General features: G+C 57.9%; 18 protein-coding genes. 15 read left to right on the top strand and 3 right to left on the bottom strand.

What is annotated here, in order from left to right; all coding sequences use genetic code 11:
* The first annotated feature begins 18 nt into the window (after positions 1-18).
* Together QY049_RS22025 and QY049_RS22020 are read left to right on the top strand one after the other, a co-directional pair.
* On the top strand, positions 19-393 hold the full coding sequence (locus QY049_RS22025) for a cupin domain-containing protein (RefSeq protein ID WP_128930094.1): 375 nt from the start codon (positions 19-21) through the stop codon (positions 391-393).
* Positions 394-460: 67 nt separating this feature from the next.
* The gene (locus QY049_RS22020) at positions 461-1,270 is read left to right on the top strand and encodes an alpha/beta fold hydrolase (protein ID WP_128930095.1); all 810 of its coding nucleotides are present in this window, start codon (positions 461-463) and stop codon (positions 1,268-1,270) included.
* A gap of 73 nt (positions 1,271-1,343) precedes the next feature.
* On the opposite strand, the gene QY049_RS22015 is transcribed toward QY049_RS22020, so the two are convergent.
* Together QY049_RS22015 and QY049_RS22010 are read right to left on the bottom strand one after the other, a co-directional pair.
* On the bottom strand, positions 1,344-2,291 hold the full coding sequence (locus QY049_RS22015) for an AEC family transporter (RefSeq protein ID WP_128930096.1): 948 nt from the start codon (positions 2,289-2,291) through the stop codon (positions 1,344-1,346).
* A 337-nt stretch (positions 2,292-2,628) separates the two neighbouring features.
* On the bottom strand, positions 2,629-3,084 hold the full coding sequence (locus QY049_RS22010) for a MarR family winged helix-turn-helix transcriptional regulator (RefSeq protein WP_128930097.1): 456 nt from the start codon (positions 3,082-3,084) through the stop codon (positions 2,629-2,631).
* Positions 3,085-3,209: 125 nt separating this feature from the next.
* Between QY049_RS22010 and QY049_RS22005 the strand changes: the two genes are divergently transcribed.
* Complete coding sequence (locus QY049_RS22005; protein WP_128930098.1) at positions 3,210-4,418, top strand: ABC transporter substrate-binding protein; 1,209 nt, start codon at positions 3,210-3,212, stop codon at positions 4,416-4,418.
* A gap of 14 nt (positions 4,419-4,432) precedes the next feature.
* A complete protein-coding gene (locus tag QY049_RS22000) occupies positions 4,433-5,611 on the top strand; it encodes a cytochrome P450 (protein ID WP_128930099.1) in 1,179 nt (392 codons plus the stop codon).
* A gap of 676 nt (positions 5,612-6,287) precedes the next feature.
* Here QY049_RS22000 and QY049_RS21995 read toward each other — a convergent pair.
* The gene (locus tag QY049_RS21995; protein WP_128930100.1) at positions 6,288-8,096 is read right to left on the bottom strand and encodes a bifunctional diguanylate cyclase/phosphodiesterase; all 1,809 of its coding nucleotides are present in this window, start codon (positions 8,094-8,096) and stop codon (positions 6,288-6,290) included.
* A 198-nt stretch (positions 8,097-8,294) separates the two neighbouring features.
* Here QY049_RS21995 and QY049_RS21990 point away from each other — a divergent pair, with 198 nt between their 5' ends.
* The 11 genes from QY049_RS21990 (at position 8,295) to QY049_RS21940 (ending at position 17,006) form a co-directional block, all read left to right on the top strand.
* Positions 8,295-9,737, top strand: coding sequence for a sigma-54 dependent transcriptional regulator (locus QY049_RS21990; RefSeq protein ID WP_128930101.1), 1,443 nt, complete (start codon positions 8,295-8,297; stop codon positions 9,735-9,737).
* 593 nt (positions 9,738-10,330) lie between these two features.
* Entirely contained in the window at positions 10,331-11,293 is a 963-nt protein-coding gene (locus QY049_RS21985; protein ID WP_128930103.1) for a hydrogenase, read from the top strand.
* Between the two features lie 57 nt (positions 11,294-11,350).
* Entirely contained in the window at positions 11,351-12,949 is a 1,599-nt protein-coding gene (locus QY049_RS21980; protein ID WP_128930104.1) for a nickel-dependent hydrogenase large subunit, read from the top strand.
* 107 nt (positions 12,950-13,056) lie between these two features.
* A complete protein-coding gene (locus QY049_RS21975) occupies positions 13,057-13,368 on the top strand; it encodes a hypothetical protein (protein WP_128930105.1) in 312 nt (103 codons plus the stop codon).
* Positions 13,369-13,390: 22 nt separating this feature from the next.
* Entirely contained in the window at positions 13,391-13,708 is a 318-nt protein-coding gene (locus QY049_RS21970; RefSeq protein ID WP_128930106.1) for a hypothetical protein, read from the top strand.
* Positions 13,709-13,732: 24 nt separating this feature from the next.
* Positions 13,733-14,215 (top strand): hydrogenase maturation protease, encoded by a 483-nt coding sequence (locus QY049_RS21965; protein WP_128930107.1) that lies wholly within the window; start codon positions 13,733-13,735, stop codon positions 14,213-14,215.
* Complete coding sequence (locus QY049_RS21960; protein ID WP_128930108.1) at positions 14,215-14,523, top strand: hypothetical protein; 309 nt, start codon at positions 14,215-14,217, stop codon at positions 14,521-14,523. Before QY049_RS21965 ends, QY049_RS21960 begins: the two co-directional genes overlap by 1 nt.
* Positions 14,524-14,577: 54 nt before the next feature.
* A complete protein-coding gene (locus QY049_RS21955; RefSeq protein WP_232995559.1) occupies positions 14,578-15,639 on the top strand; it encodes a hypothetical protein in 1,062 nt (353 codons plus the stop codon).
* Between the two features lie 28 nt (positions 15,640-15,667).
* Positions 15,668-15,877 carry a hypothetical protein gene (locus tag QY049_RS21950; protein ID WP_128930109.1) on the top strand — a complete coding sequence of 70 codons (210 nt, stop codon included), beginning with the start codon at positions 15,668-15,670 and terminating at the stop codon, positions 15,875-15,877.
* Between the two features lie 10 nt (positions 15,878-15,887).
* Positions 15,888-16,112 (top strand): hypothetical protein, encoded by a 225-nt coding sequence (locus QY049_RS21945; protein WP_128930110.1) that lies wholly within the window; start codon positions 15,888-15,890, stop codon positions 16,110-16,112.
* Between the two features lie 24 nt (positions 16,113-16,136).
* Positions 16,137-17,006: a NifU family protein gene (locus QY049_RS21940; RefSeq protein ID WP_128930111.1), complete on the top strand. Its 870-nt coding sequence runs from the start codon at positions 16,137-16,139 to the stop codon at positions 17,004-17,006.
* The last annotated feature ends 32 nt before the right edge of the window (positions 17,007-17,038 follow it).

The raw sequence follows: 17,038 nt of genomic DNA, 5'->3' as shown, positions 1-17,038 counted from the left end.
CCAGAACCAGAGGACGACATGACTGACCAGAAAAAGGAATTTCACAATCTTGATACACCGGATGACGGCTTGCTTCGCGAGCTGGCGCCCGGACTCACCACGCGCATCTTTTCGGGCGAACACGCGATGCTCTCGGTGGTGAGCTTCGCACCGCACGCCGAAGGCGTGCTCCATCATCATCCTGAGGAACAATGGGGCGTGCTGCTGGACGGCACTGCCATTAGGATTCAGGGAGGGGAGGAGATCCCTGTGCGCAAGGGCGACTTCTGGCGTACGCCCGGCAACGTCCCTCACACCATGCGAGCTGGTCCCGAGGGCGCCCGTGTGCTCGACATCTTCAGCCCACCCCGGCCCGAATATAAGAAGCCGGGATCCGGGTTCGGACAGACTTAGCCAGTGGCCTGGCTCTTGCTGCAAAGCGAGAGCCAGCTTTGCCCGTTAACGCTTCAAAGGGAAAGCCGTGCCGGAAAACCGTGAACTGGCCTTGGTTCGGTTGCCGTCACAAGTTGATGGCGTCGAATTGAACCTGTCAGCGATTCATCGCGCCGGAAAAGCGGCGCCAATCGTCTTCCTGCACGGCTTCGGATCTACCAAAGAAGACTACGCTGACATCGTGCGCCACGAAGCTCTCGCGGCGCATCCGTTTCTCGCCTATGACGCACCGGGTTGCGGAGAGACGTATTGCGCGGATCTATCAGACATTTCAATTCCGTTCTTGTTAAAGACTGCGCAGCGCGTAATCGAGCATTTTAAGCTCGACCGATTTCATCTCGTTGGCCACTCCATGGGTGGTCTGACGGCACTTCTGCTCGCGCACAAGTATCCCCAACACGTACTCAGCTTCGTCAATATCGAGGGAAACATTGCGCCCGAGGACTGCTTCCTCAGCAGGCAGATCTTGCAATTTCCGGAGCAGAACGTGGAGCGGTTCTTCGCCGATTTTATCGACCGAACCCGGCATATGCCAGCCTATGCCAGCGCGCTCTACGCTTCCAGTCTTCATCACAAAGTGAGGGCGGCTGCGGTACCTGGAATATTCCGCTCGATGGTCGATCTGTCGGACAGTGGAAAGTTGATGCAAAAGTTTATCGGCCTTCGCTGCCCGAAGATGTTCATGTACGGCGAACAGAATGCGACGTTATCCTATCTCGGCCTGCTTCGCACAAATGGCGTACGCCTTACCGAGATTCCGGCGTGCGGCCATTTCCCGATGTATTCCAATCCGATCGCCATGTGGACGCAAATTGCAGCGTTCCTGGCTGACGTTTAGAGGTCCCGGCGATCGCTAAAGCGCTCACCGAGGCTGTGCGCAATGAGGCCTTCGGCGGCTGAACGCGGGGTTGCTATTCGAGTGGATTCATCAGCAAGATCGTAATGAGCAAAGGAAGCGTCACTGCCGACAAAAGCGTGCCTAAAGCAACCGCAGCAGACGTTGAGTTCGCCAGCAATTTGTACTGCGTGGCGAACAGGTACGCATTGGCCCCTGCCGGCATGGCCGCAAATAGAACGATGACGTCGCCAACCAAGGGCGGCAGATGTAGAACGGGAAAGGCCAGCGTCCAGGCAACAAGGGGCATGATGATGAGCTTCAGAAAGCACATGACCGCGAGGCTCAGTGCTTCTCCGCGGAGTTCGAATCGCATAAGGCCGACCCCCAGCGCGATCAGAGCTGCCGGAGACCCGGCTTGAGCGAGTTGCTCGCAAGTCCGATCTACCAGCGAATTCAGTCCTGCCCCGGTCATTCGCCAAAAGAAGCCAGCTGCAATCGCGATTATGATCGGATTGCGCAAAAGATCTAACAGGAGGCGAAGCACAAGTGCCCAAATCGAGGCGCCATCTTTCCGCTCGATCCAGGCGATCTGAAGTGTTCCGCTGAGCCATAACAACGGTGTGTTAATGGCAAGGATCAGCGCCATTGGCCCCGCCGCCTTCGGACCGAACGCCGTGAGCGCGAGCGGAATACCGAGCATCGCTATGTTGCCGTACACAGCGCTCGTGGCTGCGACAACGCCGGCCGCGGGCGTCACGCGAAGCAGGCGTGCCGACAGAGCTAGAGCGGCGATCCAGGTGAGGGCGACAGCGCCATAGTAGGCGCCCCATGCCAGCAAAGGATTCATAGCAGGAAATTGCGAGATGACGATGGTCCGGAAGAGAAGCGCTGGTATTGCAATCGAGAATGCGAACTCGGAAATGCCCTTCTGCGCACCTTCTGAAACCAGTCCGCTAACAGCTGCGGCGTAGCCCACAGCAATGAGCCCAAAGGTCGGAGCAACGATCGCAAGTACATTCATATCGGGGTTGACGAGCAGACTGATTGTGATGCCGACGATTAGTCCAGACCGGCGCCGCGGTCCACCCGAAATTCAATAGGCAGTCTGTTTGAATTTCGATGAAGCGCAGCGAGCGAAAAAGCGGTGAGGTGCACCTCGCTCTCGACCGCCTGGCACGCGGCTTCGTTCCAGCAGCAGACTAACTTCGATGTCGAGGCGCATGCGCATCAGCTCGCGCTAAGGCCAGTCGTGGCATCCTGGTGAACTTGGCGCGAGGATGCGCGCGCATCAGCCGCCTGATTGCGAATGGCCAATGTCTTCTCCTTGTAAACGATACGGTCAAGATTTGATTAAGAGTCTAAAAGGGGCAGATCCGATTTAGCAGGCCGATCAAAGTGGATCGCTCCGTTTCATTAAGGGGAGCAAGCATTCGGCGGTTATAGGGCGCCGTGAGCCGGACGGCGTCCCTCATCAATTTCTCGCCTTTCGACGTCAATGTGATCTCAATCGCACGCCGGTCGATTTTGGACCGGCTTCGCTTCACCAGACCCGCGTCCTCGAGCTGGTGCAGAATTTTTGTCAAATTCGGGAGTTGAAGCCGCAACAGTGCTGCGATGCTACTCGGAACGACCCCCGGGTTGTCCCGCACCAGCATGAGGATTGCGTAGGTCGCAGGCGTCAGTCCGAGCTCGGCGAAGGTCTCATAGAAGCCGTCGAAGAACTTCAACTGGATCAATCGGATCACGAAGCCCGGGACGTTGCGAAGTGCGGCCAAATCGAGCTGCTTCTCTGCCGCCGTTGTTGCTATTGTCATTAGCTCCCCTGGGTCATCCACGTTCGCATCTATCATGACGCATGCCGAATTGACATCGCCCAATATACTTATAAAATATAAGTATTATGCGGCTGAGACCGCAACGGTAGCCGGGAGGAGTATCCATGAGGGTGACAAGCCTATTGGCGACGTGCGTCTCCTTGCTTGCGCTGATTTGCGGATCGGCCGATGCGCAGGAAACGGTGAAGCTCGGCGTTCTCAATGACCAGTCCGGAGCATTTGCAAGCTATCAGGGCATTGGGTCCGTCATCGCGGCTCAATTGGCTGTCGAGGATTATGGCGGAAAGGCTGGCGGCAGGCAGGTCGAAGTCGTCAGTGCGGATCACCAGAACAAGTCGGACACCGGCGTCAACATCGCGCGTCGCTGGTATGAGAATGAGGGCGTCGATGCAATCTTCGACGTCCCCAACTCGGCGATTGCGCTGGCAGTCGCGGGGATGAGCGCCGAAAAGAACAAGGTGTTCGTCGGCTCTGGCGCCGGTACGGCATTGTTGACTGGAGAAAAGTGTACGCCGAATACGGTGCACTGGACTTACGACACCTATGCTTATGGCCGCGGGCTCGGCAAGACCATCGTCGAGCAGGGCGGCAAAAAGTGGTTCTTCATCACGGCCGATTATGCCTTCGGCCACGATCTGGAGAAGCAGGCGTCCGAATCGGTCAAGGCATCCGGGGGACAGGTCCTCGGAGCCGTCCGTCATCCCCTCGGGACGGCCGACTTCGCCTCGTTCCTGCTGCAGGCGCAGGCTTCCGGCGCCGACATCATCGGTATCGCCAACGCCGGCGACGATACGATCACTTCGATGAAGCAGGCCGCCGAGTTCGGCCTGACCAAAGATCACAAACTGGTCGGTCTGATTCTGGGCATGAACGGCATTCCGTCTCTCGGGCTGCAATTCGCCCAAGGCGCCCAAATCATGAATCCGTTCTACTGGGACCTCAACGAGGCCACCCGGTCCTTCGCCAAGCGCTTCTCGGAGCGCATCCCATCCAAGGCCTATCCCAACGACATGCAAGCCGGCGTCTACGCTGGCGTCATTCACTACCTGAAGGCCGTCGACAAGGTCGGTGGCGCGAAAGACGGTAGGGCGGTCGTTGCCGCCATGAAGGAGCTTCCGACCGACGATTCCTTGTTCGGCAAAGGTTTCATCCGCAAGGACGGACGTAAGATCCATCCGCTCTATCTCCTCCAGGTCAAATCGCCCGACCAGTCGAAATCCAAGTGGGACCTCCTGAAGGTTGTCGGGATCATCAAGGGCGAAGATGCCTTCAGACCCGAGAACGAGGGCAATTGTCCTCTCAGCAAACAATAAGTCGAGGGGCCGCCATGAGCCAGTTTGCTTCTACTCGGATCGATCCGTTCGCTGATGAGGTGCTGAGGGATCCGTATCCGGCGTACCAGACCTTTCGCGAACTGGGACCGGTGTTCAGGATCGAGCCGTACGACATCTGGGCCATGGCGCGGTATGAGCAGGTTGATTCCACGCTCAAGGATTGGCAGACCTTCATCAGCGGAGAGGGCGTCGGCCTAAAGGGTATGAACCCAGCGCTGCCCCGGCCGATGACGCTACAGATCGACCCGCCCGATCACGAGAAGGGACGCCGAATCCTCGCCCGGACCATGTCACCGGGCGTAGCGAAGAACCTGCGCGACACCTTTCAGAAGGAGGCCGAGAGGAAAATCGGCGAGCTCGTCGAGCGGGGGACCTTCGACGCGATGACAGATCTGGCCATAGCTTATCCCCTAAAGGTGTTCCCCGACGCCATTGGCGTCTCAGAGGAGGGACGCGAGAACCTGCTTGCCTGGAGCACGTTCGTCTTCAACAGCTTCGGACCGGATAATCACATTCTCGCCAGATCTCGTGATCCAGGGCTGACCGCGCAGAAATGGATCATGGACCGTTGCGCACGCAGCGCGCTCAGACCCGATGGCATTGGAACGATGATCTACGAAGCTGCTGATGCAGGTGAGATTACTGAACACGAGGCCACGCATTTGGTCCGGCCATTCCTAACTGCGGGTGTCGACACGACGATCAATGGACTGGGGAATACCTTGCTTGCACTCGCAAGCCATCCAATGCAATTCGCCAAACTACACGAGCGCCCGGCACTCGCCCGCAATGCGTTTGAGGAAGGGCTACGCTATGATTCACCTGTGCAGACCTTCTTCCGCACCACCTCGCGTGAAGTGGAAATGGCGGGCGATATCATACCAGCGAGGACCAAAGTGCTGGTCTTCATGGCATCCGCCAACCGTGATCCGGCTCGTTGGCAAGAGCCCGAGCGCTTCGATGTGGAGCGACCTGTAACAGGACATGTGGGCTTCGGCTCCGGCATTCATGCTTGTGTGGGCCAGATGATCGCACGCTTGGAGGGTGAGTTGGTTCTAACGGAACTTGCGAAGCGGGTAAAATCAATTGAACTCATTGCCGAACCCGAGCGCATGCTAAATAACACCCTTCGGGGGCTCAAAAGTATGCCAGTCCGCGTGACTGCTGCCTGAGCGACCAATGGTGGCACTGTCCGATCTTGAGACCACCATCATCGACAGAGCAATTCCCATGCTACCAACTAGGGTCGGCCGCGAGGCGGGCAAGCCGCAGTTGGTTTGCTGCCCTGTTCAACAGCGTAGCCTCTCAGGCCTTGAAACGTCGCAAGACTACCGTTTTCAGGAGGCGCCAAGTCAAGGACAGACAATCGGCAGAATTTCAGCGTTGGTGCCAAACGACAATGAGCGAGACGATCACGCACTTGTCCCGAATTGGGCTCGCGATGCATGCGGCCTGAGCAATACAAAGGCGCAGTGTCAGGTCAAAAAAGACGAGAGGGAGCTCCGCCAAAAGACCGGTTGTCTGCCCCCTCCCTGACTTGGCCGCCACAAGAGTGTAGGGAGGTCCTTTCAGGCATTCGGGCTTTCTAGAATAGCGTGAAAAGCTTCAAAGCCATGATCGGAGTAGGCAAGGCGTTTTGTTGCCTGAGGGCTGTTTTGTTCTCCTGATCTCCTCGTTGAGTCTCTCCTGCCAGCATGTAGACTAGCTTTGCCCCCAATGGCTACATCAGTAGCGGCCCGCCGCGGTGTTGGCGCGAACGGCTCGAAGTGTTAAGGTGCATCAAGACCTCAGCGGGTGGCTTCCGCTTTAAAATAGCCGAGGGGTTCTCGAACCTTGGGCAGCTCCAGATTAGGCAACAGCTTTCAGCTCCTCAATGACGCGGATCAGCTGCGCCGCAGGCTGGGGGTAAGCGATGAAGTAGCCTTGGGCTTGCGTGCAGCGTTGGTCACCAAGAATCCTAAGCTGCTCAGCTGTCTCAACCCCCTCAGCGACAATGGTCATGTCCAAGGCTTGCCCCAACTCGGAAATTGCCCTGACAATCGCCGCCGCGCTCGTCTCGCGGCTGAGATCCTGCACAAAGGATCGGTCGATCTTGATCTTGTCCAATGGGAAGCTCCGCAGATAGCTCAATGCGGAGTAGCCTGTGCCGAAGTCATCTATGGCGATGTGAACTCCTAGCACCCGCAACCTATTGAGAATGTCGCGCGTGATCTCTTCGTCGTGCAGCAGAATGCTCTCGGTAATCTCCAGTTCGAGACGAGACCCATGCAAGCCCGCAGCAGCCAGGGCGCGGGTCACGGACAGTTCCAAGGCTCCGCGCCTGAATTGAACAGACGACAGATTGACCGCAACTCTTACGTCTTGCGGCCATGATGCGGCATCGCGGCAGGCCTGCTGAAGCACCCAATCACCAATCGGAACGATGAGCCCTGTCTCTTCGGCGAGGGGAATAAAGGTCGTAGGGGGTATCGTCCCTTTTTGCGGATGATGCCAGCGTAAGAGCGCTTCGAACGTGACAATCTGCTTGGATTCGATATTCACGATGGGCTGATAAAACAGTTCGAACTCAGATCGTTGCAAAGCCTGGCGAAGGTCTACCTCGAGCTGCAGGCGCTCTTGCAAACGGACGTTCATTTCGTTCTGGAATATTCGATAGGTGCCGCGTCCATCGGACTTTGCCTGATAGAGCGCCACATCGGCATTCTTAATCACTTCGTCTGTTCCGTTTTCGGAGCATGCCGTGATATTTATGCCAATGCTCGTGCCAATCATCACCCGGTGTTCATCGAGGAAGTAGGGTTCGCCAATGGATGCGAGGATTCTCTCAGCGAGGCTGCTGGCGTCCTCAGGATCGGCGGCATCAACCCGCAGAATCGCGAACTCGTCCCCGCCAAGCCGAGCGACGAGGTCTGTCGTCTTGGCGCAAGATTTCAATCGCTGCGCCACCTCAAGCAGCAGGGCATCGCCAACGCCATGTCCAAGCGTATCATTGACGCTTTTGAAGCCATCAAGGTCCAGACACAAAATCGCAATGCGCTTGTGCCGCCCTCGTGTTCCAACCGCGCGCTCCACAAGCTCGTGAAAGCTGCGCCGGTTGGCCAGTCTTGTGAGGGGATCGTGGGCCGCCAGAAATGCAATTTGCGCCTCGTGCAGCTTGCGCTCGGTCACATTCCGGCAGGTGCCTCGATAACCCTGGAATTTACCCCTCGCAAATGTCGGATTGCCGTTGATCTCCAGCCAAAGCTCGTCCCCCGCACGTCCGTCCAAGCAGATTTCGAACCCCCGAAATGGCTTTCGATTGGAAAGAGCCTGCAGATATTCGATCCAGGATTTGCTCGCGAGCGGATTGATCCCCAAGGCCTCCGCCAACTTGATTCCAATTTGGCCGGCCGGCAGCCCGAGGTCTTCCTTGCCGCTTGTAATCGTCAGCTGGTCATCGGTTTCCCAGACGACCTCCGAAGAGGTATCAAGGAAATCGCTCAGGCGTTTGAGCTCGCGCCTCAAACGGTCATTGTCCAATCTAAGCTGCTCGAGCGGGCCGGCTTCGCCAGAGCGACATGATTCTAGCGGGCTAGGCTTTGCTGCAGTCAACCAACAGCGGACATCGTTCATGCAGCTTGCAAGCGCCGCCGCGATAAAGTTGACCGGAAATGCCATTTGCACTGCCCCCAAACAGCGAGGCCGCGATAGTAAGTGGGGGAAGCTGCGAAAAGGTTGCCGGCCTTTGGGGAATTGCGGCGGGGTTAATTGCGGGTTCACGGACCTGCCGAACCACTATGGACAGCGCAAGCCTCGCGAAGTTGATTTATCTTGCAGATATTGCTAACCTGCTTTGCATTTTGGAAAGAATGTTGCATGCGCGACCTGCAAACAGTGCTGATCATCGCGCGGAGCGGCCCTGAATGGGCTGCCATCGCAGACACCTTGTCAGACCAATACGACTACCGCGTTCTTTCCGCCGATTCGGTCGAAAATGCGAGGGCATCCCTGGCCGACGCCCAAGTAGACATTGCTCTCGTCGAGTATGGCGAAGGCAAAGGTCTGAAGTTCCTCGTTGATCTACGAGTATCTCATCCTGACGTGATCCGCATCCTGGCGCTCGAGGCCAAGACCGAGATCGGCCAACGGGAAATGGCGCCCGCCGGCATCTATCAGCTCATCCGTAAGCCGCTGGACGCCAACCAGATTGGACTTATGGTGGAGCGTGGCCTTGAGGCCCGTGAACTTGCCCGTCGACATCGCCTTCTTACACGAGAGTTCAAATTTCCAGCGAATGCCACAGGCATTCACGCAAGGCCCATTCTGCCGATGCAGCCGGAGAGCCGCCGTTTCGAAAAGCTCGTCTACGTCAGTGAAAAACTACACAACCTCAGCGAGCTCGCGCGAAAAGCAGCCAAAACGGAGCTGCCTATCTTGATTCAGGGGGCAACGGGGACGGGCAAAGAGCTTCTCGCTCGCGCCATTCATTACAACTCTGGCCGCCGCGACAGCCCGTTGCTGGTCCAAAACTGCGGGGGGATGTCCGATGAGCTCTTACAATCCGAGCTCTTTGGGCACAAGCGCGGCGCTTTTACGGGCGCTGTCTCAGACCGGCTGGGCCTTTTTCGCGCCGCGGACCGGGGAACGGTATTCCTCGATGAAATATCCGAGGTGTCTTCATCTTTTCAGGTGAGCCTGCTTCGTTTCCTGCAGGAGGGAGAGGTCAAGCCGCTCGGCTCCGACAAGATCGTCACCAGCAATGTCCGCATTATCGCTGCCTCCAACCGTCCTCTCCGCGCGTTGGTCGCCGCGGGCAAATTCCGACAGGATCTCTATTTCCGCCTGCGGGGATTCGAGCTGGAAGTTCCCTCGCTGAGTGATCGCCGAGAGGATATCCCGGTGCTAGCGGAGTTCTTTGCCGCCAAGCACAGCGAGGCGATGGGGCGCAAGATCCTTGGAATTTCTGCAGCCGTTCTCGAAAAGCTCTCCGCTTACGACTTTCCGGGAAACGTTCGAGAACTTGAGAACGAAATCCGCCGCATGGTGTCACTGACGGAGGAGGGGGAGTACGTCACCACCACGCACATGTCGCCCGCTATATTGGCGGCCCCGCCGCGCTCCCGCTTCAAGTCAGCCGGCGGGTACGAGCTGCGGGGCACCACCTTGAAAGAAAAGGTCGAATGCCTCGAAAAGCAAGTTGTCGCCGAAGTGCTGTCGCGGCATCGGTGGAATCAAAGCAAGGCTGCGAACGAACTTGGACTCTCGCGCGTTGGACTTTCCAACAAGATCAAGCGCTATAGCCTCGATGAGGCAGAGTGAGACAGCCGATGGTACGCAACGAAGATCAGTTTAAGAGGGATCCCTCACCCAACCTGGTGCGCTTCCCCCAGTCGCGAGTTTCGCCTGCTCGCAGGACGCCAGCAAAGGATCTCGGGCTGAGCCTGCTTTCCAGAAGGCTCGGTCTGCCGGAGCGCCAATTGACTGGACATTGGTGCAGCCGCTGCGAGGGCATCTGGTACGGTTATCTGCTCGAGGTCGATTGTCCTGCATGTGGCAATCGTCACGGCTGAGTACCGCTGCTCGTCTTCAAAAAATCAGCACCGAACGAGCGATACTTCAGCCTGCCTCAGGGAAGGAGCTTTGGGCACCGTCACCCCGTAACAAGGACTAATGCCAACCCTTGCAATATTTGATGCGCTGCAACGATCATTGCTTACATTGACAAGCTGGTATGCATAGCAAACTTAGTATGCGCGGCGTCACACACCGTAGATCGCCCTGCGAAGTCAGCTGACGCTTAGAATCCTTGAGCTTTTTGAAAATTGCAAGGTACGAGCCGCTCGGCATGGTCCTTGCTACCTCCTTCCGACAAAGATGCCATGCCAGCGCGTCTGATTTGGTGGAGGAAATAGATGACTAATCTTCTTTGGCTCCAGGGGGGAGCGTGCTCCGGCAACACGATGTCGTTTCTCAATGCCGAGGAGCCAAGCGCCTGTGATCTCGTCACAGATTTCGGCATCAACGTCCTATGGCACCCATCGCTCGGCCTTGAGCTCGGCGAGAATCTGAAGAAGCTTCTCAACGCGCTGACATCAGGACAGATGCCGCTCGATATTTTCGTGTTCGAGGGCACGGTGGTCAACGCGCCGAATGGCACTGGCGAATGGAATCGCTTTGCGGGCCGCCCGATGAAAGATTGGGTCACCGATCTTGCCAAGGTCGCCGGCTATACTGTCGCGATTGGCGACTGTGCAACATATGGCGGTATTCCCGCGACTGCTCCCAATCCGTCAGAAAGCCAAGGACTACAATTTCTCAAACGTCAGCAAGGTGGCTATCTCGGCACAAGCTACCGATCAAAGGCAGGCTTGCCCGTCATCAACATACCGGGATGCCCAGCCCATCCGGATTGGATCACGCAAATTGTCGTCGCGGTGGCGACCGGCAGAGGTGCTGAACTCTCGCTCGACGAGTTTCAACGCCCAAAGACGTTTTTCACGAGCTTCACCCAGACCGGCTGTACGCGGAACATGCATTTTGCCTATAAGGTCTCAGCCACGGAATATGGCCAGCGAAAGGGGTGCCTGTTCTACGATCTCGGCTGCCGTGGACCGATGACGCATTCACCCTGCAACCGCATTCTCTGGAATCGGCAATCGTCGAAGACCCGAGCAGGCATGCCGTGCATGGGCTGTACCGAGCCGGAATTTCCGTTCTTTGAGCTGGCCCCCGGGACGGTATTCAAGACCCAGACTCTGATGGGCGTGCCCAAGGATCTGCCGTCCGGCGTTGACAAAGCCGGTTACGTCAAGCTGACCGCGGCCGCGAAAGCCGCCTCACCAGCATGGGCCGAGGAAGACATCTTCGTCGTCTGACGAGTGTCCTGCTCACAGACCTGTCGCTCAACCATCAGTCATCAGGAACCGATTCACATGCCAAGCGCAGTGCAAACTCTGGACATTTCGCCGGTCGGCCGGGTCGAAGGCGATCTCGACGTGCGTGTCAACATCCAGGATGGGGTCGTGGTCGACGCCTGGACCCAAGCGGAGCTGTTTCGCGGTTTCGAAATCATTCTGCGTGACAAGGATCCCCAAGCCGGCCTCGTTGTCACACCGCGCGCCTGCGGCATTTGCGGCGCCTCGCATCTGACCTGCGCCGCATGGGCGCTCGATACGGCCTGGCAGACCGAGGTGCCACGCAACGCCATCCTGGCCCGAAATCTCGGCCAGCTCGTCGAGAGTCTGCAGAGCCTTCCGCGCCATCACTACGGGCTCTTCATGATCGACTACACTCACAAGAATTATTCGAGCTCGAAATATTATAAAGAGGCGGTGAGGCGCTACGCTCCCTTCACCGGCGCAAATTACGAAATCGGCGTGACGATTTCTGGCAAGCCCGTCGAAATCTATGCTCTGCTGGGCGGGCAATGGCCCCACTCGAGCTACATGGTACCGGGCGGGGTGATGTGTGCCCCGACGCTCACCGACGTGACGCGCGCCTGGTCGATCCTCGAGTATTTCCGCCGCGAATGGATGGAAAAGATATGGCTAGGCTGCTCGCTCGAGCGGTACGAACAAATCAAAAGCTATGACGATTTCATGGCCTGGCTTGATGAAACGCCGCACCACGCCAATTCTGATCTGGGCATGTTCTGGCGGATGAGCATCGATTGCGGCATGGACAAGTATGGTCAAGGTCACGGCCGCTTCGTGTCCTGGGGATACCTTCCCCACGAGGACAAGTATCAGAAACCGACGATCGAAGGCCGCAACGCCGCGGTCATCATGAAGAGCGGCGTCTACGATGGCCGTAGCGATACGTTCAAGCTCATGGACCAGAACTTTACGCGCGAAGACACAGCCCATGCTTGGTACGATGAGCCGGGTGGGCTGCATCCGTTTGACCGCAAGACTGTACCGACCCAGAAGAACGCCGTCGACATGGGTGGAAAGTATTCCTGGGCCACCGCCGTGTGTCACGATGAAAGCGGCCGGCTCGAAGCTGGGCCGCTATCGCGGCAGCTGATCGCAGGCGGCAAGCACGGCGAGAGCTGGCAACATTACGATCCGCTGGTCCTTGATATGTACAAGAAGCTGGGGGGCGCCAGCGTCATGCTCAGGCACTTCGCCCGCATGCACGAAGGTGTCAAGTTATACCGGCAAGCTGAACACGCGCTTCGTGAGTTTCGGCTGAACGACCCGTGGTATATCAAGCCCAACGAGCGCGACGGGCGCGGCTGGGGCGCCACAGAGGCAATCCGAGGAGCGCTGTGCCATTGGATCGACGTCAAGGACGGCAAGATCAAGAACTACCAGATCATTGCGCCGACTACCTGGAATGTTGGACCGCGGGCGGCGGACGGCACCCGAGGACCGATGGAGCAGGCCTTGATCGGCTCGCCTATCAAGGATCCGAGCGATCCCGTTGAAGTCGGCCATGTCTGCCGCTCCTATGATTCGTGCTTGGTTTGCACGGTCCACGCGCACGACGCAAAGACAGGAGAGGAACTGGCGCGCTTTAGAACAGCCTGACCGCAAACTCGCTCGAGTCACTGGATTGCATCAACAGGCTTCGTTTGGTCATTCTCGCAGGCCGAGCGAACCACGGTGGATCACTACGTCAAAAGGCGCGTCGCACAATGGCGTCCGAAAACGGGGCTACCCTGAAAGCCATCGCCGATATGCTTGCGGATGGGCTCGAAACGCAAGTCGAGCCCTTTCCCGAGACGGACAAGGAATTTGCGGAAATTTTGCTGCAGCTGCGTCAGCTCGATACGAAGGACCTCAAGGCCAAACTCGTGATCTCGGGGTTCCTCGACCATCCTTACGGACCTGACAGGCAACGCTGCCTGGAATGCATGTACTATCTCGTGCACCGCAAATGGTGCGATCTGCCAGAGCTGTCTGTGCCTGTCGAGCCGGACTGGTGGTGCCGGCTATGGCGCATCTAGCTTCTCACCCGAGGCGCTCGTCATGGCCTCCGCCAGCGATGAAAGCTTACGTTCCCGCATCATCGGTCTCCTGACCTCTGGTCTTGCCACGGACGTGTATCCGCGCGCAGACAGCCATGAGCAAGTTCAGCGGCTTGTCTGCGACCTTCGCCTTGCAGGCGATGATCTGGAGGCTAAGCTCAAGCTCGCGGGGTTTACCTCATATCCGATTGAGCACGCCGGCATTACGCAGCTTTGCGAAACTTGCATGTACTACAAGGTGCACCAGCGCTTCTGCGAGCTGCCGGAACTGAATGTGCCGGTCGAACCCGATTGGTCCTGTAAGCTCTGGCGCATCTGATGCGCCTCATGGAAAGGGCACGCCGTGATTGCCGTGGTTGCTTGTGGAAATCCAAATCGTTCCGACGACGGCGCCGGTCTTGCTGTTCTCGGGCAGCTCAAAGATCGGGGGTTCGGACAGAATGCTGACATTCGTCTGCTCGACGCTGGCACCGACGGGATGGCGGCGATGTTCGCTGCGCGGGGCTGCCGAACGCTGATTATCGTCGATGCCTGCAGATCCGGCTCCGAGCCGGGCGCAATCTTCGAGGTCCCAGGACACGAATTGACCAAACCTTATGGAGGTGGACTTAATCTGCACGACTTTCGCTGGGAGCACGCACTTTTCGCCGGAAAGGCGATATTTCGCGATGCGTTTCCCGACGATGTCATCGTATTTCTGATCGAGGCAGAGCAACTCGATCTTGGTCTGTCGCTATCTTGTCGTGTATCGCAGGCGGTCATGAAGGTCGCCGCTAGGATCGAAGAGTTGCTGCGAACGCCCCAGGAGGCCGTGCCGGTGGGCTGATGCCAAATCTTGCGGTCACCATCAAAGACGGCTCGCTCTACTTTTCTGCCGCGCTCTGCAGACGCTTCTTCGATGGCCTTCAATGCGTCATCCTGCTCCGACGAGACAACGATCTTTGCATCCTGCCAGTCCGTCACCAGGCGGGCGGTGGATATCTGTTGAAGATGCGCAACATCGCTGGTGATCGCGTGGTGCATGCACCCGACTTCTTCAGCGAGCACAATGTCCCGATAGACGTCCGCGAGTTCGCAGCCGAATGGTCCTCCGCTGACCAAGCTCTCATCATCGCGCATGCGTTCGATTTGTAAACTTTCTTTACATTTCGCTTATTGAGTAGACAGACTGAAAATTTGGCTGCAAGATTGATCCGCATCAATGACGCGCGGCAAATCAAGCGCTCGGTCCGGGAGGACACCTTGGCGGCAGGCCTTCTGAGCGAACAGGTACGCGCAGCCTTGCAAGCAGCGGAGGCCGAGACGGCTACGCCGGCCGAGCGAGCCGAGATGCTCATGGAGATCGGAATAGGGCTGCAAACGAGGCCCAAGTCGCCGGATGAGATCAACTCCGCAATAGAACTCTACGACAAAGCCCTGACCGTCTGTCCCGGTGAGCTGGCTTTGCTGCGATCTCGTATTCTGGCGCGCAAAGCAACGGCGCTGCAGGCGATGCCCGAGCAGGGCACAAAGTCAATCGAGCTCGCTCGGTCCATCTTCGAAGCCATCATGCCAGAGCTCACTCAACTCGCAACGCTTGAAGAAACCGCGGAAGCCGAGATGAATCTCGGGCTGTGCATCCAAAGCCTCGCTGCCGTTGGCCGCGCAAAGATCTCTGAGGCGATAGCAGCCTATCAACGCGCCCTTCGTACCTTCACTCGAACGAGCCACCCCAAAGAGTACGCCATTCTTCAGAACAATTTGGCGACGGCCTTTCTCTCCATGCCGATGACCGATCAGCGCGGCAAAATGCGAGAGGCTCTTGCTGTTCAAGCCTTCGAGGAAGCGCTCAAAGTCGTGACTCTCGTCGATGATCCTGTCGAATACGCGATGTTGCAGAACAACCTCGGCAATGCCCTCCAATATGTCGCCTCGAGCCACGTGCTCGAGAATAATCTTCGCGCGCTTGAGGCCTATGACGAGGCACTTAAGGTCCGCACCCGCGAGACGATGCCGATCGAGTACGCGAACACCATCTCGAACAAGGCAAACTGCCTGTGGAATCTGCCCGGTCATGCCTCGAACTCGGAAACCGGCAGGGGCATCAATCTCTCAATGGCCCTCGTCTATTACAGAGAGGCGCGCGAAATATTCCTGGCCCATGGAGATCCCGGTCGCGCTCAGATCGTCAGCGAGGCCTCCATGCAGATCGAGCGCGAGCTGATGGAGCTGTCGGCGCTTCTCGATCGACCTACCACCCTGCATTCCTAGCAAATCTGGATCGAAGGAGTTCTTGCAAATGAGCGTGTCACTTACTCCGGCAATATTCGCCTTAAGTCTCGGTCTGGCGATGATTGCATCAATCGCAGGAGGAATGGTCGGCGGCCTCATCGTCGGCGGAAAAGTGCTCGGAAATGAGCTCGCAGCGCTGCTCGGTGGTTTCTACGGCCCGTTGGCTGGAATTGCCGGCGTTTTCGTCGGCCTTATCGCTCTTTCGATCATCGCTTGAGGAAGATGACATGTGGGCAATGACACAGAACTCCATCTTGTTGTTCTTCCGCGGAAAGCTTTTCGCAGACCCAGCCAAGGCTTACCGGCAAATTGCGATCGGGGTGGCGGTCACAGCCATGCTGCTCATCATTCTTACGCTGGTCGGGGCGCCGATATGGGCGGCTTCAGCCCTGGCAGCAGCAATTGGTGGGGGCTTGCAGCCTTATCTCTTCCGAAACCTCCGCTATAGGTGAGGAGCGCGGCCGGCGCGAGATCGCATGAACGCTCACGAATCGACACCAACACTTCGGGAGGATCTCGCCGGCTTTGTCGGCGATATCGAGCGGTTGGAAACGGTCGTGGCGACCTGGGATGAAACGCAGCGGGGCGTCGTTTCCGCCTACAAGATCGCGATCGAAGCGCTCAATGCGGAAGCGTTCCGGCGCCTGATACGTGCCTTGAAGGCCGATCCCGCCGCGCTGGCCGCCATGAAGAGCGCAGCTTCGGACGAGCTCGTCTACGCGGTGCTGCGGCGCTACAACCTCTTGAGGGCGGCCCTCAACGAGCGGGTCGAGCAGGCACTCGAAAGCGTCCGGCCGATGCTGAAATCGCATGGTGGGGATGTCGAACTCGTCTCGGTTCGCCCGCCGGCAGTGGAGGTTCGGTTCAAGGGAGCCTGCGACGGCTGTCCCGCCTCGGCGCTGACATTCCATGCCGGCGTGAAGAAGGCGCTTCAGGATGTCTGCCCCGAGATCACCGACGTTATTCAGGTCAAGGGGCTGGCCGCGGCGAGCGAAGGCGGCGTTCGGTTCATCAGCCCCTTCGCGCTGAATGCGGAAGGACAGTGGATACCGGCGGGAGCTTGGGCGGATTTTCCGGAGGGCTTGGTCCGCGCGATGGAATTGGGCGGACGCAAGATCATCCTGTCACGTAGTGGGGAATCGATCTCCTGTTTCGAGAATGCCTGCGCGCATCTCGGCCTTCCGATCCATGATGGCGAGGTGCAGGGCGGCATCATCACCTGTCCCTATCATGGGTTCAGATACGACCTCGCCAGTGGCGAATGCCTGACCGCGCCTGAGGTGCAACTGCAGCCGCACGCGGTCAGGATCATCGGAACCAGGGTTGAAGTGAGGATAACGGCATAGCCATGATCACTTCAGCCGCAACCATTCGCTTG

Origin of the sequence: Bradyrhizobium sp. WYCCWR 13022 (assembly GCF_030435535.1) — a bacterium.
In the GTDB taxonomy this organism is placed as follows: domain Bacteria; phylum Pseudomonadota; class Alphaproteobacteria; order Rhizobiales; family Xanthobacteraceae; genus Bradyrhizobium.
Note: the sequence above shows the minus strand (reverse complement) of the source record. Positions and strands in the feature narration are given on the sequence as shown.

What these genes read in the sequence shown, in the direction of transcription:
- QY049_RS22025 (WP_128930094.1), top strand. Translation starts at nt 19, where the DNA reads ATGACTGACCAGAAAAAGGAATTTCACAATCTTGATACACCGGATGAC.
- QY049_RS22015 (WP_128930096.1), bottom strand. Translation starts at nt 2,291, where the DNA reads ATGAATGTACTTGCGATCGTTGCTCCGACCTTTGGGCTCATTGCTGTG.
- QY049_RS22010 (WP_128930097.1), bottom strand. Translation starts at nt 3,084, where the DNA reads ATGACAATAGCAACAACGGCGGCAGAGAAGCAGCTCGATTTGGCCGCA.
- QY049_RS22005 (WP_128930098.1), top strand. Translation starts at nt 3,210, where the DNA reads ATGAGGGTGACAAGCCTATTGGCGACGTGCGTCTCCTTGCTTGCGCTG.
- QY049_RS22000 (WP_128930099.1), top strand. Translation starts at nt 4,433, where the DNA reads ATGAGCCAGTTTGCTTCTACTCGGATCGATCCGTTCGCTGATGAGGTG.
- QY049_RS21995 (WP_128930100.1), bottom strand. Translation starts at nt 8,096, where the DNA reads ATGGCATTTCCGGTCAACTTTATCGCGGCGGCGCTTGCAAGCTGCATG.
- QY049_RS21990 (WP_128930101.1), top strand. Translation starts at nt 8,295, where the DNA reads ATGCGCGACCTGCAAACAGTGCTGATCATCGCGCGGAGCGGCCCTGAA.
- QY049_RS21985 (WP_128930103.1), top strand. Translation starts at nt 10,331, where the DNA reads ATGACTAATCTTCTTTGGCTCCAGGGGGGAGCGTGCTCCGGCAACACG.
- QY049_RS21980 (WP_128930104.1), top strand. Translation starts at nt 11,351, where the DNA reads ATGCCAAGCGCAGTGCAAACTCTGGACATTTCGCCGGTCGGCCGGGTC.
- QY049_RS21975 (WP_128930105.1), top strand. Translation starts at nt 13,057, where the DNA reads ATGGCGTCCGAAAACGGGGCTACCCTGAAAGCCATCGCCGATATGCTT.
- QY049_RS21970 (WP_128930106.1), top strand. Translation starts at nt 13,391, where the DNA reads ATGGCCTCCGCCAGCGATGAAAGCTTACGTTCCCGCATCATCGGTCTC.
- QY049_RS21960 (WP_128930108.1), top strand. Translation starts at nt 14,215, where the DNA reads ATGCCAAATCTTGCGGTCACCATCAAAGACGGCTCGCTCTACTTTTCT.
- QY049_RS21950 (WP_128930109.1), top strand. Translation starts at nt 15,668, where the DNA reads ATGAGCGTGTCACTTACTCCGGCAATATTCGCCTTAAGTCTCGGTCTG.
- QY049_RS21945 (WP_128930110.1), top strand. Translation starts at nt 15,888, where the DNA reads ATGTGGGCAATGACACAGAACTCCATCTTGTTGTTCTTCCGCGGAAAG.
- QY049_RS21940 (WP_128930111.1), top strand. Translation starts at nt 16,137, where the DNA reads ATGAACGCTCACGAATCGACACCAACACTTCGGGAGGATCTCGCCGGC.